12 protein-coding genes and 1 pseudogene are annotated in these 19,563 nt (G+C 56.0%); 8 read left to right on the forward strand and 5 right to left on the reverse strand.

Going from position 1 to position 19,563, the window contains the following annotated elements:
- Positions 1-13: 13 nt before the first annotated feature.
- The 3 genes from NMQ16_RS06620 to NMQ16_RS06630 all read right to left on the reverse strand — a co-directional run bounded on the left by NMQ16_RS06620 (position 14) and on the right by NMQ16_RS06630 (position 3,509).
- Positions 14-406: a hypothetical protein gene (locus tag NMQ16_RS06620; RefSeq protein WP_257079748.1), complete on the reverse strand. Its 393-nt coding sequence runs from the start codon at positions 404-406 to the stop codon at positions 14-16.
- 327 nt (positions 407-733) lie between these two features.
- The gene (locus NMQ16_RS06625; protein ID WP_257079750.1) at positions 734-1,597 is read right to left on the reverse strand and encodes a hypothetical protein; all 864 of its coding nucleotides are present in this window, start codon (positions 1,595-1,597) and stop codon (positions 734-736) included.
- A gap of 211 nt (positions 1,598-1,808) precedes the next feature.
- A complete protein-coding gene (locus NMQ16_RS06630; protein WP_257079752.1) occupies positions 1,809-3,509 on the reverse strand; it encodes an MBL fold metallo-hydrolase in 1,701 nt (566 codons plus the stop codon).
- 159 nt (positions 3,510-3,668) lie between these two features.
- Here NMQ16_RS06630 and NMQ16_RS06635 point away from each other — a divergent pair, with 159 nt between their 5' ends.
- The gene (locus NMQ16_RS06635; RefSeq protein WP_257079754.1) at positions 3,669-6,377 is read left to right on the forward strand and encodes a hypothetical protein; all 2,709 of its coding nucleotides are present in this window, start codon (positions 3,669-3,671) and stop codon (positions 6,375-6,377) included.
- Positions 6,378-6,692: 315 nt separating this feature from the next.
- Here the strand turns inward: NMQ16_RS06635 and NMQ16_RS06640 are convergent, their stop codons facing one another.
- Positions 6,693-7,658 carry a site-specific integrase gene (locus NMQ16_RS06640; protein WP_257079755.1) on the reverse strand — a complete coding sequence of 322 codons (966 nt, stop codon included), beginning with the start codon at positions 7,656-7,658 and terminating at the stop codon, positions 6,693-6,695.
- 715 nt (positions 7,659-8,373) lie between these two features.
- Between NMQ16_RS06640 and NMQ16_RS06645 the strand changes: the two genes are divergently transcribed.
- The 6 genes from NMQ16_RS06645 to NMQ16_RS06670 all read left to right on the forward strand — a co-directional run bounded on the left by NMQ16_RS06645 (position 8,374) and on the right by NMQ16_RS06670 (position 16,710).
- The gene (locus NMQ16_RS06645) at positions 8,374-9,030 is read left to right on the forward strand and encodes a hypothetical protein (RefSeq protein WP_257079756.1); all 657 of its coding nucleotides are present in this window, start codon (positions 8,374-8,376) and stop codon (positions 9,028-9,030) included.
- Positions 9,031-9,953: 923 nt separating this feature from the next.
- On the forward strand, positions 9,954-10,286 hold the full coding sequence (locus tag NMQ16_RS06650) for a hypothetical protein (RefSeq protein WP_257079757.1): 333 nt from the start codon (positions 9,954-9,956) through the stop codon (positions 10,284-10,286).
- Positions 10,283-12,778: an Hsp70 family protein gene (locus tag NMQ16_RS06655; RefSeq protein WP_257079758.1), complete on the forward strand. Its 2,496-nt coding sequence runs from the start codon at positions 10,283-10,285 to the stop codon at positions 12,776-12,778. The genes NMQ16_RS06650 and NMQ16_RS06655 overlap by 4 nt, the downstream gene beginning before the upstream one ends.
- Before the next feature lie 2 nt (positions 12,779-12,780).
- Positions 12,781-14,235: an ATP-binding protein gene (locus tag NMQ16_RS06660; protein ID WP_257079759.1), complete on the forward strand. Its 1,455-nt coding sequence runs from the start codon at positions 12,781-12,783 to the stop codon at positions 14,233-14,235.
- Positions 14,236-14,433: 198 nt separating this feature from the next.
- Complete coding sequence (locus NMQ16_RS06665; RefSeq protein WP_257079760.1) at positions 14,434-16,053, forward strand: hypothetical protein; 1,620 nt, start codon at positions 14,434-14,436, stop codon at positions 16,051-16,053.
- A 54-nt stretch (positions 16,054-16,107) separates the two neighbouring features.
- Positions 16,108-16,710 carry a hypothetical protein gene (locus NMQ16_RS06670; protein ID WP_257079761.1) on the forward strand — a complete coding sequence of 201 codons (603 nt, stop codon included), beginning with the start codon at positions 16,108-16,110 and terminating at the stop codon, positions 16,708-16,710.
- Positions 16,711-17,007: 297 nt separating this feature from the next.
- Here the strand turns inward: NMQ16_RS06670 and NMQ16_RS06675 are convergent.
- Positions 17,008-18,197 (reverse strand): annotated as a pseudogene (locus NMQ16_RS06675) (IS3 family transposase).
- Positions 18,198-18,590: 393 nt separating this feature from the next.
- On the opposite strand from NMQ16_RS06675, the gene NMQ16_RS06680 reads away from it, so the two are divergent.
- A complete protein-coding gene (locus NMQ16_RS06680) occupies positions 18,591-19,550 on the forward strand; it encodes an MBL fold metallo-hydrolase (protein WP_257079762.1) in 960 nt (319 codons plus the stop codon).
- The last annotated feature ends 13 nt before the right edge of the window (positions 19,551-19,563 follow it).

Consider the following 19,563-nt stretch of genomic DNA (forward strand, 5'->3'; position numbering starts at 1 on the left):
GAGGCCTAACGTGCTAGCTCAGGGGCGCGGAGCCGGCTAGTCCGGTCGCGAATGAAAGGTAAGAAACGGGATCTGCGCTATCAAAAACTCCGGTGGCGCTTAAAATTTCGAAAGGCGGCAGCGATGATTGCAGCAAGGGGCGGGACCCTATCGCCATGATGTCGGCTACCGGGCTGGCGACGATATCAAGAGCGGTGTTGTCTTCGCTAAAAAACGCCAAGCCGGAAATCTCAAAAATCCCTGAAACCGCTATTTTATCTATCTCTCCGCTCAGTCCCGTACCGTAGACAACAAAAGCATCTAGCGTGTCTATATAAGTTCCTGATGCCTCGCCAAAATCGACATTAATTGTCTGAATAAGGGTGTCGTCCTGGATGCGTTGTCTAAATGGCGCTGCAAACGCCAAGGTCTCACCCGCCGCGGGTGCTTGGCCAAGGCGTCCCGCAGCAGCCGTCACCCAGTCATACGCAGGCTGTAGCCGAGTGTACGACTGGTCCTTTCGAATAAATGCGTTCGCCGGCAGCTCGCCGGAGACGGGATTATCCTCCCGTGCCACAACGCCACCAAGCTTAAACGGACGTTCCCGGCACTGTCGACTACGCTTACAAAAAGAGGCCCTCCGCTGTCGCCTTTAATAATGTGGCCATAGGATTGCCCGAGGGCGCGCATCATTTCCATAGTTCCCACGTGAATTAGTTGGTTACCGTAGGTTTCAAATGTCCCGTGGAGTAGATTAAGCATCTCGGCTGATTCGTAATGATAGGCAATAGGCCAAGGAAAAATCGCCGTCATTAATGATGCGCGGTGTGGGTGCAATAAATGCGGCTGAAATCAAAGCTGTCCGGGTCAAATCCCCGCCGGGGTAGCTGTACCCCGCTTTGAAGGCTGGAATGAAGTTAAACACCTCTTGTGAGGGAAATCCTGCCGGTGGCTCTAATGGGAAAAATAGGTTATTGACTTCCACGACGGCTGCTCGATCCGAAGGGCCCATTATCAGGTCCGGAATCAAGAATACCGATGCGCCGTAGAACCTTGAGGGAGTCTCTGAAGTAGTCCTGAGTAATGCTAGGTCCCAAACAGGATGGAATTCCACCGCATATCCTCTTCCAAACGCCTCTGTTCTCGCATTCGGCGTTACTAGCCAGCTATCGTCATACGCCTTAACGGTGCGGGGATTATCCGCGCCGGAAGAGACCCAAACTGATCCTGGACTGCGGATTCCAAATATTTTTCCCGCCGTGGCGCTTTGCCCTGCAGGTTTTGTAGGGTCCTCCTCCACAACCTTTGACAAGCAATGGGCCGCAGTTAGCACAAGCCCTTGCCCCACTGAATACCCGGAGCAGCCTGCCGCGCCTTGTGGGTAATCGGAAGGGACTATTACGATATCGACGAGCGCAGATGTGTCAAAGAGATTCTTAAAGTCGCTATTAGTGACCCGCAGAGGATCTGGGGATCTATTATCGACCGGAAGGATGGCTTGCACGTTCTGGCTTGCAACGATGAGAACAGCACTGATGGCAATGGCTGCAATGGTATGTGTTGCGCTGACTTGTCGGATCACAACAATTCCCCTTCGTCCCAGAAAGACCGTGGGCATAAGCTTAACACCGGCCGGAATGCAAGCACAACGGCCGCAAGACGTTGGTTGTCATAACGACCCGCAGCCCGCCCGGCGCCGCGCAATCCCGGAACTTTGGTCTAATGCTCGATCTTTTGCATCTAAAAAGAACCCGATAATTTCGATAAAGATAGATCGCGCGCCATATGGCCAAGGGCGTTCGCCTTTCCAGAAGGCCTTTTTAGTTGCGCTAACCCATCGCTCGAAGTCGACTCTGAAGCGCGAGTATCTCTTGTTCAATCCTGGAGCGCTCCGCAACAAGGTCGATGATGTTAGAACCTACGGACCGCTCGAGACTCCACCAAAGCTCCGGGTCAGACGGGAGGTGAGTAAGGACATCAAGTTGCCGCAATCGGGCTCGTTCTCTGAGTGCGGAAGCCAGCGATTTGCGATGACGATCTTCACCGTGTTGGATGAAAACCTCGCGCGCAGCAAGGTTGCACACGCCTTCGCGTTCCCGCAGGAGCCAGTTCAGCAGATCATTTTGGTCGGCGTGTGCAGAGTAGCCATTGACCTTGTAGATGCTTGCTTGAACCTTGAAGACCGGGATCGGCTCCTTGCCAGGCAACGCAATCGATCCCGAGTCGCGCACACGCTCGTTCAAGGGAACGTGGGCAATTGCGAGCAGTTGTCCGGCGACGGTGCTTTGTGAGCAATGGCCCGTCATCGCCACTGTCGTAGTTTTCAGCGAAAGCAGTGCGGACAACCACTGTACGACTGGGCCGCCGTCACAAGTCCCTGAACTCGTAACGATCACTGTTGGGCCGACGAGATCAGCGTGGCGTGCCTGGCGAGCCTCCTCGGCGCTTCGGAATATCGGACGCCAATCTCTTGCAATCTGATTGCCCGTCGCGATACCTCGCAACTGGTCATTTTGCGCGTCATCGAAGACCATCCCCAAAATGGATTGACCTGCGGCGATGTCAGCGGGGTTCGCGTCATCGAGGCCAAGGTCCCGAAAGAATTGCTTACCCAGCCACCGCGCACGGACCTTACCTTTAGAGGAGCGTTCGGTCTTCTGAAGTGCTTGCCGATTCACAGGATGCACCTTTCTCGCAAGTGGCGAGTCGAGAAGGAATCTCAAGCGATCATATTTACCGCTGCCGTCTGCGACGACCCAGTGAAGATCGAACATCAAGTCCTGAGTGCGGGCGATCGAGAACGCCGGCAGCACGAGTGCCCCGTTTTGTTCGATCGTTTGATCAAGCAGCAGACGCAACTCCTCGCGGCGGGTTTGAGAGTCTTGCTTCTCTGCTGCTCGAATAACGTCTCCGTAAGTGGATTCAACAACAGCGTAATTGCAAGTCTTGCTAGGGTCCATACGAAACCGCAGCAATGGCAGACTCTCGCTGTCTTCAGCCCCAGGGCCGAGGTCTCCGGAGAAGTGAATGCTTCGCTGGTCAGAGCCCTTCGGGCCCCAAGACACAACGACAGAAACGGCCCCGACAATGTGCCCGGTTCGAAAAAACTGCAGAAACAAATCGTCGGCGACCGGAAAGTAACTCCCGAACGGTTGGTCCGGACCAGTCGTGCGCCAGACAACCTTTTCGATGTCGGTAAGGCCATACGTAAGCGTCGAATGACGGGTGCCATCCTTCAGCAGTTCGATAGCTAATTGTTGGGTTTCGCTCGTGCAGTAGACAACTCCTTGGAAGCCGTTTCGGTAAAGGGCCGGAATCAGGCCGCTGTGATCCGCGTGAGCGTGCGTGAGGATGACGAACTTGATCTCCTTGGGATCGAACGGCCAGTTCGCCTTGTTCCAGACATCCTGCGTTGGCTCGCCCTGCTGGATACCGCAGTCAACCAGAAAGCTCCAGTCATGTTCCGTGTCCCTCATCCAGGTGCATGAACCGGTTACGACTCCAAGTGGGCCAAGAAAACGAACTTGCACATTGAACTCCTTATTGAGTGGGTGGGGATGAAGATTTCAACCACGCCAGAATAAGAGTCCTGCATTGATACGCAATTGCGCATGCATCGATGCGCATCGATGCACTTGTGATGCATCGGTATCACCCTCTGTTAGTCTTCGGGACTAAAGGAGTTGAAGATGAGCCAGCTGATCGAACAAGCCCGCCTTAAGGTCGGGTTCAAATCTAACGATGCCTTGGCGGAAGCCATCCTTCTGCATAGGCCCGAGCTGGCCTTAAACATACAGCGAAGAAGTCTGGGCACGAGGATAGGCAAACTTGCGAAGGGTGAGGTCGATTGGTGGCAAAGGAACCTGGGGTATCTAGACGCGCTCACCGAGGTGCTGAACGTAGATCCATCAGACATCGGCATTCACGAGGGGAACGGTGGACAACTTTATTCGTTCGCTGAGTTCCCGGAGCTGCCACCTCTGGATCTTAGGTCAGAGGCTCCGTACGAACTTGCATTTGCCCGGATAGCTATTGAGCTCAAGGGCCTCGCCAACAGCGATCACCCTCGGGAGCTTGACCTCAAGCCGTGGCTGCTCAAGGACCAGATGCGTGACGCGCGAAAAATGCCCCGGGGCGTTTCTTGGTTGTGGGTGCCAACTGAAGTAGGCGCAGAGCTGCTCATCAAGCAGCTTCAAGCCACGTCCGCGTTCAAGGTTCTGAAGGTTGAAAGTCTTCAGGACGTCAAGATGGATGCACAGTCAGCAATGCCTCTTGTGATTGTGCTTTCAACCCAGTCTGACGGCGAAGATCTGGTCCTTTCTGAAAGCTGGCCTGAAATCACATTGTTAGTGATCTGCCCTTTTTCAATGCCAAACGGATTTACGTCCAATCACGGTACAAGCCCTCCTGACGGCGAGTTCTCGAACTCGCCACCAAGAACTTCGAATCCTCCCTGGTTTAAAAAGTCCTTCGTTTGGACGCTGCACGACGATTGGAGGAAAAGGCTGATAGTGTGGGTTCAGCAACGGCTCGATACGAAGAAGATCGACACGTTGCTCGCGCAAGCGGAGGTCATGACTTGGTTGGAGGTCCTTGATCCCGAGGAGCGTCTCGTCAGGACACCATCGGATGTGCTGACCGTCTGCCGCATGTTTCATAGTCGATCCAAGAAAGGTCGGCCGGACCCAGCGGGTCGGGACGTCGGCCGTCGCCTGCAGTCTTGTTTCGCACCCATTGATTCCAGGACATCAGACACGTTTAATCGTCTGGCCGATGCGGTCTGGCAACACATAAACCATCCTTGGGGTGATCCCATGGAATGGGAAAAATGGCGTCATTTGTGTTCATTTGAGGGGAGCCCAGCGCTAAACATGGATGCCCCAAACGATCCGAACGCGGTAAAGACGGTCAAGTCGAGTAAAAGGCCGCGGCAAAAAATCGACGCAGTTTCCACGTTACTCGATGATCTCAAGCGCCATGGCCTTCTGGCATCGGTGCCTCGACGAGCATCGGGTGACTATGCGTTGAAGCCACAGCTACTGGCTGACTTGCGAATTAGAGACCTGCTGGCAGCCGAGATTCAGTCGGCCAATTTCCAGACCTGGGGACGGCTGTCCTTAGATCCGGACAGGCAGTATCTGATCGATGCAGCCCTCTCGGCTGCGTCGATGACCGACTTGCTGCAGACAGTCCGGATGCTTCGGTCTGCCAACCCTTGGGAAGCCTCGGCCGTGGGCGCGAGTGAGTCGCTATTCCTCGAGTTGGGAAATCGCCGGGCCGAAGGACATGTGCTTGATGCAGACATGCATATCGTCACCGAAATGGTGCTTAACCGATACTTTGAATCTGGCAATAGTGGCGTCGAACTACTTTTGACGCGAAAGGCAGTGTCCCGCGTTGATCATCCCGACGTGTTGCAAACGATCTCTGCGTGCATGGGCTGGAGCTTAACGATTAAACCAAAGATGTACGGAAAGCTTAACCCTGCGGTTCTGCAGCTGTTTCCTGGGTGGGCGGGCAATAGCGTTTCGCTACCGCCGATGCCAGATCATGCTGGCGCAAGAGGTTTCTCGGAACACTCAAGTTCATCTCGGTGGCGTCGATTTATGACGGCCTTGTACAGGGTATTCATCGAGATCGAGTCGTGGCCAGCTGGCTCAGACGAACCGCGAAGCAACGTATTGGCACCATTGTTGATAGCTGCAGGGCTATCTAGAGGGGAGCGAATATCTGTTGAATTGTGGGCAGAGCTGGCTCTCCACCAGTGGGCCATCGACTTTGTGGTCGAGCAATTGGAAAAGCAGCGATCAGATGGCCTTGCAACCGTCGCGCTCCGTTTAATCTTGACGGCAGTTTATGAGGGGATGCCGACTGGCAACTTTCCTAGTTGGTCCTTCTTTCTCTTCAAATCAAATTTATGGAGGTGGGCAATTAAGCATTCGGCGCCTGCTCAGTACATTGCCCAGATCGATTATGCGCAGATCTCTGTATTGCAGGCTCAGCCACACATTTTCCCGGATTCGTGGAGGCACGCTCTGTTAGAAGCCCTCCCCATAAGCGAAAGGGGTGACCGCGACGAACTCATTTTAACGGCTGGAACGGAGGCTCGAACACTACTTCTCAAACGGCTGGGTACACCTGAAGGCGAGCCTGCTGCCAAGAGGCTCTGGCAGCTTAGCGAAGAGGACGTACTTAGGATCCTTGAATCAGGCAAGTTGGACGTAAAAAGTACGTTCGATCTACTTTGGCACAGCCCTTACCATATGGCTACTCCGCTAGCGAGATATGTCTCAGAATTGCCTGCGTTCGATGACAAGAAGCTGCGACGGGATTGGATCATCAAGAGGCTGTCTGGAAACGCGATGCTCTCAGATCAACTGCTTACACTGCTCCACTGAATGCGCTTCGTTCAGTGCCCTGAATTGCCCAAAATTTAAAATTTAAAATTTATTTTTTATTTTTCCATAATATTCTTTGAGGTTTTTACAACTTCTTGGGGTCAGTTCAACCCGGAGCGATTCAAACGCTGACTCTGACACTTACGTATCCAACACTTTAAACAAATTAAAGCTTTGAGTTGAGACCATTCAAGACTTCGTTTTCACCATTAATTTCAGGCAACCCCTGCCCCGGACCACCCTCGAACCCACCCGTCAATCAAGTGTGAATCGGGCAATCGGAACAGGCGAGCACGACGTCGATCTACATCGTTGTTAGGGCCTACCGATGTGTCGGGATTGATTCCGATTAGGGTAATTTTTGCCGTTGCTAATCGGGTGCAGTTTCACGGCCCTGGTGGCCTGGATCAACACTGGTACAACGCCACCTCCTTTTGACATTCCTGCGTGCCCGTAGCAGCTTTGAGTTTTTGTGGACGCATGTCCCAGAGCTCTCGCGATTTCCTCAGGTGTCTTTCCTGCAGCCTTGAGGTCACTTGCAAAAGAATGCCTCAAATTGTAAGCACTCAGCCCAGTCTCACCCCCCAACCCCAAACGTAGAGAAGCTCGTTTAATGGCGGCGCTGTAAGCCTTGGTATCTATTGAATCAATCGTCACAAAGCCTTGATTGTTTTTCGGCAGAGCTTTGACGGTCAAGACGATTTCAGAGAGAAATGGGCCCCTTGCTCCCGCGAGCTTATGGATCAACACCCTGGCAGGCTGTCCTGACGACGCCCTTACTTTGAGTCCTTTTATTCCAAATAAAATATAGTTCTTTATGACCTTAACCAAAAAACCCTCGCCGAATTCGCCAGGCCGACATCCGGTAACCGCACTTAAGGCGTAGTGCAGCCTGTACTTTTTCAACCCCGGTTCATCCCAAAGCAATTCCCGCCAGTTGGACGGCGCACCCCGCATGTCCTTCCGCTTACTGTGCCGTGGTTTGCGAGTTTCTTTGGGAATCGGTGGCGCCGCCTGAAATGCTGTAATTAAATCGCTTAAGAAGCTTTGCGAAAGCGCTTGGATCTCGGTGGGAACGCGTGACAGCTCAAGAGCTTCGTCCGCCACATGTTCTCTGTAATTACTCCAGAAAAGAACTGCGGCCTTGTAACAGAACCATGTATTGTTCTTGGTTGTTTGCCTTGCTTTCTCGAGTACCTCATTTGCGCTAGAACACCCATTTATCAGGCGGATGAAGACTTTCTCATACTGTTGTGTGGTTTTTTTTGCAGGTTGCGTCATTACCATCTCCATAAGTTGTACTACTCAGGAAATGTATGCGGCAAACTGAGAAAGTCAATTTCAGCCAAAAAAGGCATAATCGAGTCGGACTGAATTAAAGCCGGTCACGCCCGTCCCGAACGTGATCCGCTATTCGATTGCGGACTCTGTGTGACGCGCCGCCTCATCGGCTTCGCGCGACGATGTCAGTGGCGCGCACTATTGCGCCAATTCAATCACGCCCCACAGACTCGCTGCATCCCGAACATCAATCAAAGCTCTGAGAGTCCAACTTAACGGGTGACTCAACCCTCGGCACTCATGCCCACGATGTCGGAAAGGTCGATCGTTGCCTTGCAGGGATCAATCTCTGACTGGCAAGACGATGTCAGTCGAACGTTCGTTTCCCGGTAGCGCATTCGGGTTGCGCATGACCGTTCCCTTTCTTGAAAGGGTTGTCACCTCTGTGACTTCTGCGCTGAGGCTATATCGAGATATCTCGGCGAAACGTGCGATGCCTACTCTTGTATCTGTTTGCGGTTGATTCTCCGGGAATCCGCAGATGATGAAGCGTTGGCGGATCGGATCGGATCGGATCGTTCGCGCGATAAGCACGCACGACCGTCGGGTAGCAATATGAAATACTGAGTAGCGTGGACGTTGCGCGCATCACCTGTCCCCGGCCCTTCGTAAAAAGTGCCGTTTCGGCGGCTCGTTGTCTCGAACAGGAGAAACCATGTCTGCGTCGGAATCCAGTAGTCAACCCGAATCAATCACCGAGCCCTACGAGTGGATTCGCGACACCGGGCCACTGGCCGGAAGTCTGGCGCGGCCTTTGGTCTATGCGTTCGAGCACATCACGCTGCCCGACGCACTTTTCACTCGCCACCCGGAATTGATCAGCGCGCTCATCCCTGACGAACAGAGCGGGATGGCCTTTCTTCATATGTGGTCCAAAAGTTTTGGTGTCTGCCAGAGTCATGGCATGTTCAAGCCGGGATCAGCAAGCCACACCAGGTTGGAGATCGCGTACATCCGATCCATGCTCGGGTCGGTCAGCTGCAGAAAGGTCATATACGGAGAATTTGCGATATCGGTGCTCCGCACACCCCAACCCCGCGTGGGTGGAGAAACCTACTACGTCGCGTTGTGTCGTCGCCTCGACGACAACGCCGCCTATGACGGAACCCTTTCACCATCAAGCAGGTATTTCACCTTCGAAGCCTTCGATCTCAAGGAGCATGCGTATTTTTGTGAATGGGATCATGGGCGGACCCACAGCAATATGGGCATGTTTCCGATCCTGAGCGAACAACAGTTTCTTGAACTGGTGTGCAGTCGGTTACCTTCAGGCAACCTCCCCACAAAACTGGAGACACCTGTTTTTGGCTAGGGTCATGAGCAACGGATGATCAGACGAATGATCCGGCGCGTGCAAAATCGGAGGGCACCCTTCTCAGTCGCCGCGCTCGGGCACCTGCCAAGTTCTGACGGCTGACTCTAGAACGTCATGCCTGCTGTGCATCGTTCAGCGAAACGCCGACCGCTCGAACTGCCGCGCCGGGGCCGTCAAATGCCGTGTGCGGGTACTCCCGGAGCCTCTGCCAGTCCTTGGCGACACAGCCGCCTATGGCGCGTGAGCAGCAGGCTCCTAGGCCTTCGCCTTATCGTTCGCTTCGTCCTCGGCATCCGTATCGCCGCGCAGCGTTTCGGCTCACATCAACAGCCCGGTCAGCACAGAACCCAGTGCGACCGCATCAAGGGGTTTGAGCCGCGGGCGCGAGCGGCGGTCGATCTCGGGTCAGCACCGCAACACCCGCCGACACGAGCAGCGCCGGTATTTCATCGTTGCAGACGGCGCGCAGGGCAACGATGGGATCAGCGCCAGCCTGACCCGGCGTACCGAGGTCGAGGTCTATTACCAGCGCATCAGGCAGGCGCAGCGCGCTCTCCAGTTGCGCACGGGTCGCCGCACGTACCGGCCAGCGGTTGGTGCCGCGTGCGGGTCAGCCGAGGCGGCTCATCAAACTGTGAATTGAACGAGATTTTCCTCGGCACCGAGCGCGCGCTTCAGCCAGGCAAATTCGACGCAAGCGTTGCAGATTCATGACAGGCATTGAACGTTCCGCGATGGGTCGTTGTGCGAGGCTCTGGTACAGTCGAAACGGGTATATTGACGCTGCGTTGTAGCATGTCTGCGCCTGTTTTCGGTGACCGGCGAATCAGACATGCCCGTTCATTCGATGACGTTGCGGTGAGGGAGGAGGCATGGAAAGCATGCGGGGCGACCAAGGCGAACATCCCGAACGAAAGACCTTGATCGACGTTTCCGTCGAAGGCTGGCGTTTCGCTAAGGTGTTCGCCCGCCTGCTTGACAAACTCGATCCATGGGAAGCGGGGCGATACACCAATCAGGCCCGCTATTTCGCCAAGAAGATCGACGACGGACTCGAAACGTTCGGCCTGCGCATCGTCAGCCTCGAAGGCCAGCCCTACGACCCTGGCATGGCGGTCTCCGCCTTGAACATCGCAGACTTCGGGCCGGACGATGTACTGATGGTCGACCAGATGGTCGAGCCGGTGGTCATGGGGCCCGAAGGACTGGTGCGCGGCGGAACCGTCATGCTTGCGAGGGTTGCCCAGCCATGAAGCACTACATCGGAATCGACCTCGGAACAACCAACAGTGCAGTGAGCGCCTACGACGGCGAGATCGTGCGCCTGTTCAAAAGTCCCGACCAGAACGATGTCACGCCCTCCGCGATATTCATCGACAGGCGCGGCAACAAGTATGTCGGCAAGCGCGCCTACGACAATGCGGCACGCAACCCTGAGAACGCTGCAACCCTGTTCAAGCGGCTGATGGGCACCAGCACGCCGGTCAAGTTGCCGGCGGTCGATCTGACACTGACCCCCGAGGAGTGCAGCGCAGAAATTCTGCGGGTGCTGTTTGGCTATCTCCCGGAGGATGTGCGCAACGACCCGGACACCGGCACGGTGATCACGGTGCCCGCTGCGTTCAACCAGATGCAGAAGGACGCCACGATGGCGGCTGCCGAGATGGCGGGCATGGGCAAGGTCGCCCTGATGCAGGAGCCGGTCGCGGCCGTCATGAGTGTGATGCGCCACAGCAACGAGGACGGCATGTTCCTGGTGTACGACCTCGGTGGGGGCACCCTCGATGTTGCCATCGCCGAGAGCATCAACGGGCGGGTGAGTTTGCTGGCTCACGGTGGCATCGCCATGTGCGGCGGTCGCGATTTTGACCGCGCCCTGCTCGACAGCGTCGTCAAGCCCTGGCTACTTGAAAACTTCGATCTGCCGGAGGACTTCTACTCAGACGCGCGCTACACCACGCTACGTCACATGGCCACGTGGGCGGCGGAAAAGGCAAAGATCGAGCTCTCGTCAAGCGACGAAGCTGTTGTCACGCTCGACGACAGCGAACTTCGTGTTCGCGACGAGGCGGGCGTCGACATTTACCTCGACATTTCTTTGAGTCGCCTGCGTTACGACGAACTGATTTCGGGGAAGATCGAAGAGTCCATCGCAGCGACTCGCGAAACCATGGAGAAGGCCGGACTGAACGCCGGCGACATCGGCCGCGTGGTGTTCGTTGGAGGCCCGACCCAGTACAAGCCCTTGCGCGACAAGGTCGCAGTCGAACTGGGTATAGCCGCATCCACCGACGTGAACCCGATGACTGCGGTGGCTGAAGGTGCAGCCGTTTTTGCCGAATCCATCGATTGGTCTAGCCAGAACCGTGGGCGAAAAAGCGGGCGCGGCGCGCTGTCGACAGGTGGCGGGCTGGATCTGGCCTTCAACTACCGGGCGCGCACACCCGATTCAAAGGCCAAGGTGGTCGCTAGAATCGGCGGCAAGGTCGATGACGGGGTCGAGTTCCAGGTCGACAGCCTCGACACCGGATGGTCTTCCGGCCGCGTCGCGCTGACGGATGGCGCGAGTGTGGACGTTCCCCTGGCCAAGCCCGGCGAGAATCTGTTCAAGGTGTTCGTGTTCGATGCCGCCGGTGGGCCGGTCAAGCTTATGAAGGACAGGATCGGTATCTCGCGAACCGCTGCACAGATTGATGCGATTCCGGCCTCTCATTCAATCGGGGTCGAGGCGCGGGAAAAGGTTGGCGGTCGAATGATCCTCGACTACCTGGTTCGCGATGGCGACCAGCTGCCCAAAATCGGCAAGAAGACTTTCAAAGCTGAGGAATCGCTGCTCGCGGGCGCGGGAGGTTCGATCAAGTTCAAACTTTGGGAAGGTTCGATCGAAGACCCAGTCTCCGACAACCGCTTCATCGGCATGTTCGAAATCAGAGGATCGGACTTTTCCGCTGGCGTGATCGCCAAGGGTGCGGAACTCCAGTGTGCATACGAGGTGCTCGATTCGGGCAACATCGTTCTGGAAGTCACGGTGCCTTCGATCGGCAACTCATTCTCCAGCGGCCGAAATTTCTATTCCAGGCAAGAAGGACAGATCGACTATTCCAAGGCGACCGAACGCCTGACGGAGGAACTGGAGCAAATCGGCAACCGTCTGGATGAAGTTGAGTCAAAGATTGACGACCCCCGGATCGCTCAGGCGCGCGAGCGCCTGAGGCGCGCGTCGGTCGCCAAAGACCTCGAAGGCGACCCAGAAACGGCCAAACAGGCGATGGATGACATTCAGGAGGCGAAGAAACTACTCGCGCTGGTTCGCAAGGAGCACATCAAGGTCATCCGGCAGATGGAACTCGACAAGGCAATTGAAAACTTCGAGCTGCGACTCCGTCAGATGGCCCGCCCTTCGGAAACCGTGGACTTCGAAAATCTGTTCAAGGCAGCGCAGCGTGCGATCGACAACAACCGTGGGGACTTTGATCTGCATCTGTCGGAGCTGAACGACAAGAGCTTTCTGATTCTCTGGCGTCAAGACTGGTTTGTCATCAACCGGTTCCAGCAGCTTTCCAGGAACGTGTTTCTGTTTCCCGACACAGTTGAACACGAAAAGCTGTGCCAGATGGGGCAACTGGCTTTGAAAGCCAACGATATCAACAAGCTCCGGCAGGTCGTCGCCCGACTCGATTCGATTCGCGTGGGTACCTCGGGCGAGGACGACATAATCGCCAGTTCCAACATCGTGGTGAGCTGAGCATGACGCCCGATAGCTGGCTTCCGATCGGATTCACTCTGCCGGACGGCACGCGGTGCGGCCGGCCGCTTCACGGCGACGCCCACTGGCAAATCCTCGACGCCCGCGATGGCGGCAAGGCACTGATCGTCACAGAGGATCTCTTCGCAAAGTGGGCTGCGGCCGGGCTGACCGGCGAAGCCGAATTCCGCGCCTTTTCATTTGGGTCCGATTCTTTCCGGGAGTTGTTTTGCGTCTCTGACCAGATGCTCGCGCCGCTGTCGGATTGTCGTTCGCCAAACAACAAGAACGAGGCACTGGCATTTGCGGCGGCGCTGCGGCAAACCCGCGCGATTGACCCCCACACGCCCCTGCAGGATGCAATCTATGTCGCAAAGCTCAGGCGCCTGCTGCCGACGTTCGGCGACACCGCGCCCGCGGGTGACGACGTTGTTCTCGGCCAGTGGCTCACCGGCGGTGCCGGCGTGTCAGTGAGGTCATTCCGCAGGCTTCAGCAGATGCTGACATGGTTAGGCGCCCAGGATCTGATGGACGTTGTGGACACTGCAGGAATGGGTGCTTCAGAAGGTTCCTCGACTTATGGCTTTCGCGCAGCGCAGGCACCACGTCAGGATGGCGTGCCGGCCAGCGACGCACGCACGCCTTCAGCAAGCGCGCGGCAGGGCGGCGGTGTCGCCTCGGACAAGGCCTTCGAGCTTCCGGGCCGGCCTGAACTCGAAGCTTTCTTCAACGAGCACGTCGTCGACATCGTTCGCAATCAGGCGCGCTACAAGGCGCTCGGCGTGGGTTTTCCATCAGCGATCGTTCTGCATGGGCCGCCCGGATGCGGCAAGACTTATGCGGTCGAGCAGTTGATCGAGTTTCTTGGCTGGCCGGCTATTCAGATCGACGCTTCCGCCGTGGCAAGCGCCTTCATCCACGAAACCAGCCGCAAGATATCCGACGTGTTCGCGAAAGCGATGCAGATCGCCCCGTGCGTACTGGTCATTGACGAAATGGAGGCTTTCCTCGCCGACCGGGAAAGCGGTGGCGGAGGTGGCCACCACCGGGTCGAGGAACTTGCCGAGTTCCTGCGCCGCATCCCTGAAGCCGCCCGAAATGAAGTCCTGATCATCGCGATGACCAATCGGCTCGACATGATCGATTCAGCGATCATGCGGCGTGGGCGCTTCGACCATGTCATCAAGGTCGACTACGCGAAAGAAGATGAAGTGCTTGCGCTGCTCAACAAGCTGCTGGTGACGCTACCGAAGGACGAGACCGTCGATCCGGTGCCGTTGTCCCAAAGATTGACGGGTCGCCCGCTTTCCGATGTCACCTTCGTCGTTCGCGAAGGCGCCCGACTGTCTGCCCGCGCCGGACGCAATTCGCTGGGGCAGGCTTTTCTGCTCGCGGCACTCGATGCAACGCCGTCGAGAGATGGGGACAACGCCGGCCAGCGCATAGGATTTGTGTGAAAGGTACCGATTTGGCGTATTTCAGAATTTGCCAGATGAGGGAACTATGCGTTGTGGGTCCGCACTTGCGGGCGCCCGCATGCGCGCAGCAGAAGCTCGCGCAGCAGCGGGGTGCATGCATCGCTTGGGTTTCTGAGAATTGGAATCCACACCCTTCTCCCTGACGCCAAACCTCATTTGCCAAGGGTTAGCATCGGCATGAACCACATCAACACCGGGCTACACGCAAACCCGTTCAGCATTCTGGGCGTGACCCCTCAGGACGATCGCCGCAAGATCGTCGAGAGTGCGGAGGAACGCGCTCTGCACCTGGACGGCAACCTGTGCTCGAAGGCCCGCGCCGACCTGACCCATCCGCGGGCTCGGCTTTCCTGCGAAATGGCGTGGCTGCCCGGAGTTGCCCCGGCCACCGTTGAAAAAGTCCTGCAGATGCTCGCGGATTCTCCGCAGGCGGTTCTGGCTGAGCCGGGCCTGTCCAGCCTGGCCCTCGCCAATCTGATGTCAGATGCGTGCGAGCGCGTTCCTGCGGACGAATCCGCTGCATCCCTGGCCGAATTCATGAGCGAGTTTGCCGATCTTGTTGACAGCATCGAGCCTGAAGCAGTCCTTCGCAATGTGAATGCCGACAGGGTGATCGCCGGGTTCCCCGAGGTGCGCGGGATTGACCTTGTCGAGGAGGAACTTGCCGAGCGTCGTCGAACATATCGATTGGCGCTGAAGAATCTTCTGGACTCCATGCACCCGGCAAGGCTCATCGACGCCATGACCGGGGCGGTGAAGAGAGCCACCCGCAACGGCGAGAAGCAAGGCTCGACATTGATCGAGGATCTGGTCGATAGCTACGAAGTCGAGGTGCAGGGGTTCCTACACAAGGAGCACGACAACATTACAACACTGCTCAATGCTGCCCGAGAGACGGCGCCGCTCGGCGAGACAGCACTCGTAGTGATTACGGCGAGGCTTGAGGCGGTCGTGCGCAAGTGGGTCAGGGTCGCGCAACCGATCCTGATCAGTGCCAAATCTCGCGGCACTGCGCATCCGATGAGCATGAAGGTTGGCAACGATCTCAGAAACCTCAGCGTTGAACTGAACAACACGCATGGAATGCGCAATCATCTTCGCAGCATGATTGAATTTCTGCGGGAACTGTTTGCCGAACTCACACACCTGATGGAATTGCTGGAAGAAGACTCCAAGGCAATCGGCGCGTTTGACGAAACGAACGATCCGCATCGCATCAGCTTTCGCGCGAAGATTGGTTTTCCAATGTTCAGGCGGGAGTTGGGCATCTCGCCGGAGGGTGTGGTCTGGAACGGCGAAACCTTCCCGCTCGAGACGATCACCCGTGTGCGCTGTGGAGAAATGCGGCATGGGCCGGTGGGAACTGGCGTTATCAGATACATCGTTGGGTTTGGAGACAATTTCTCGGAGCAAACCGTCAAGATATTCGATCAGGCAATCGCCGATGTGTTCATCGAGCGACTGTGGCGGGCAGTTTGTGTCGGACTGGTTTCCGACATGATTTCGGCGCTCGCCCAGGGCACATCCTTCCATTTCGAGAGCATCACGATCGAGGACGACGCCGTAACGCTGGTAAGGGAAAACTTTTTCGGGCTGAACGACCGGGTTCGCGTCGGTTGGGATGAAGTCGGCGTCGGTCGAAAGGACGGCTGCTTCTTGATCGGCCAGAGCAACAAAAGCAATGTCAGAGGGTCGGCGTGCTACGTCAGCACATGGAATGTTCATGTGCTTGAGCACGTCGTGCGCAACTGCCTGACAAGACGTTGCCTGAAACTCAGCGACTCGATAAGGGGCTGACGGATCGTGACGCGAGACAACGGAAAAAAAAGAGGATTCGCAGCAATCGAGGGCATGGTGACCGATCTGGAGGCGCCAAGCCGGTCGTCTCGCGCCCTCTACGTCGGACAGCCGATCGCAACCTGGAGATACGCCTTCAACGGCAAGGGCTGGCTGATCATCAGCCTCTGCGTCGGCCTCCTTTTTGTACCGATAGGCGACCGTGACGCCAAGTCGTCGAAGTCAGGCCACGCATCGAGCGCGCCTGCCTCGCCTGCGCCGACCGTGCCCATACAGGCGACTGCGGTCCCGCCTGCGCCGACACCGCTGCCTCCGCTCGAACCGGTCGTTGCAGGCAACACGCCACCCCAAACCAAAGTTTCGAGAACGTTGTTGGTAGAGCGTGTTCCCCCGATCGGCAAGGGACTCGTACTGGACCCGGCACAGATACGCTACTGCCTGTCGGAGGGCATACGTATTTCCGCTTGGCATGAGCGTGCGAACAGAAATTCGCAAAGCGCCGTCGACACGTTTAACGCTGTGGTCAATGACTATAACGCTCGTTGCAGCGATTTCAGCTATCGCAGCGGCACGCTCGAAAGCGTCCGTGCAGAGGTCGAAAAAAGCCGCGAAATGCTGGTCCAGCTGGGTTTTGAAAGCGCAGAGCGAAATCGTTGAGGCAATTGGCGGATTGAGAATTGGGCTTAACTGGCGCAGTCGTCTCGGCTACCGTTTTTTTACTCGGCAACGCCTTGAACTGCACCGCCGCGCCTGCTCAGGTCGTCGCGAGCACCGGAAATCCGACTGATCGATCAGTAAGTGGGGCGCCGTGGAAGACCCGGGAGGCGGTGGAATGGGTGTCCTGGTTCAACCACAACCCCCTGCTCGAACTCATCGGCTACATTCCGCCAGCAGAATCAGAGGCAAACTACTATCGGTAACTTACCCGTCGGGCTTCCGCGGTGGAGGCCTGACTTAACCCAGTGGGCCTCCGCAAAACCGGGGCGATTCACTGAGCCTCTGAAAGTATTGCTGTTCAAACTCTACCGGCGAGAGCACGTTGCTCGAACCATGCCGACGCTTCACGTTGTAGAACATCTCTATGTAGTCGAACACGTCGGCACGCGCATCAGCCCGCGTCAGATAGATCTTCCGCTTGATCCTCTCGCGCTTGAGCAACTGGAAGAAGCTCTCGGCCACCGCGTTATCGTGACAGTTGCCGCGCCGGCTCATGCTCGGTTTCAGATGGTGCGCCTTCAGGAAATCCTGCCAGTCGTGGCTGCTGAACTGGCTGCCCTGATCGGAATGCACCATCACCTCCTCCGTCGGCTTGCGGCGCCACACAGCCATCAACAAGGCGTTGATGGACAGATCGCGCGCCATGCGCTCGCCCATCGACCAGCCCACCACCTGCCGCGAGAACAGATCAAGCACTGCTGCCAGATACAGCCAACCCTCATGCGTGCGGATGTACGTGATGTCGGTAACCCAAGCCTTGTTCGGTGCGCAGACAGCGAACTGGCGTTGCAGATGGTTCGGCGCCACCACTGCCGGTTTGCCGGATCGAAAGTGCGGCCTGCGCGCATACCCTGTCTGTGACTTCATCTTTGCCAGGCGCATTAGACGCGCCACGCGATGCTTGCCGCAGTGCTCACCCAGTTCACGCAGATCGTTGTTGATCTTGCGATACCCATAGACGTATCCACTCTCTTCCCAACTGGTGCGGATTAGAGCTCCCAGCCGGGCATCCTCTCGGGCGCGAGCCGACGCAGGCTGTGTGCGCCAGGCGTAATAGCCACTCGGATACACACGCATCACCGAACACATGCGCCGTACGTGATATTCCATCTCGTGGGCCTTGATGAAGGCGTACTTCACCCGGACTGCTTGGCAAAGTACGCGGCGGCCGTTTTTAGGATGTCGCGCTCCTGGCTCACCCAGCGCAACTCCGCTTTCAGGCGCCGAATCTCATCGGCCTGACCGTCCTGTTGCACCCGCTGAGCCGGGCTCACCTAATAGCGCTTGATCCCGCCGTACAGGCTGTACGTGCTGACACCAAGGCGTAAAGCAACCTCCGCCACAGGATGGCCACGCTCGGTGACCTGCCTGACAGCTTCGACCTTGAACTCTTCGGTGAAGCGACGACCCGACTTCTTCTCTTCCATAAACATCTCAGTCATGCCCCGATATTGAGGCTACAGGATGTCTAGAAACCAAAGCGATTACGCCCAAGCGCAACTGATCACGTTCCGGAGCACCAACAAGCAGAGCTCAAACGCGGCTGCGTTTTATATGTCATATTCATCTAAAGAGCAACAGCCTCATCAAGAGTGATGCAATTCAGTTGAGCGAAAAACCTTGAAAATATATTCATTCAGACTATAAAGTAGAAACTGTCTAGACTGCACGCTGATGTCAAAAGCCTGTCTATGAAGGACAGGGTGAGCACACCAGTAAAAACCCGTATGCAAGTTCCGCGGCGAGCTTTCCTACTGCTTTGACGCACTAAGAAGATGGCACTTATAAATATAATTGTAGCGTTGGTAGGCGTCGGTGCAGTGGCACTGAATTCACACCCCGATTTTCCACCGCTAACGGCATCGTATTTTTATGAAAGTGCCGAGCACGGCGAGATTTCTGCGCGTTTTTTTGGAACAACTACGATTTTATTCAACGACGGGGAAGACGCAATACTAATCGATGGCTTTTTCTCAAGGCCGGACAAGAATAAAATTCTTTTCGGGAGACTATCCCCTGACAAAGCGCGACTTAAGAAAATCGTTGAATGTTGCATTCCATCTAACTTGAATTCAATATTCGTTGCGCACGCACATCACGACCACGCACTAGACGCCGGATTCATAGCAAAATTGACGGGGGCTACCATATATGGCTCGAGGTCGGCATTAATTGTAGCCAATGCAGTCGACAACACAGAACTCAAAAGCGTACTCAATGCACCATTAACGAATCAAGAAATTATACGGAACGGAAGTGTTTATTCTTCCAAGAACAACAAATTTAAAGTGATTGCAATTGAAACCCCCCACTCCGCAAGCTTGTTGTCACAAGACTCAATTGATCCGGACTTCAGATTTCCCGCGAAGATTACCGATTTTAGACCGGGGGAAAACTATTCGTTTCTCATTGAGCACGAAAGCGCAGGCATTCTTTTTGTGACCAGCGCCAATAAATTAAGTGACGCACTTAAGGGACTCAAGGCCGATATAACAATATTGTCTATCGGTGGAATCGGAACAGAAACGAATGAATACACGCGGGTCAAACTCATCGAGGAGTATTGGAACGCAGCGGTTAAGGCAACAGGAGCAAAGGTCGTGGTCCCAGTGCACTGGGATGACTTTACAAGACCGTTAGGCGAAACACTAGTTGCGTTTCCCTATGTCATCGATAGAGTTGATAGAACATTCGCCACGATACAGGTGCTCGCGAAACGAGATGGCGTCGCTATTCGATTCATGCCCACTAATAAGGTGGTAAAGCTAGCGCCACAATAAGACATGAGGACCT

The organism is Methyloversatilis sp. XJ19-49, assembly GCF_024580145.1.
Taxonomy (GTDB): domain Bacteria; phylum Pseudomonadota; class Gammaproteobacteria; order Burkholderiales; family Rhodocyclaceae; genus Methyloversatilis.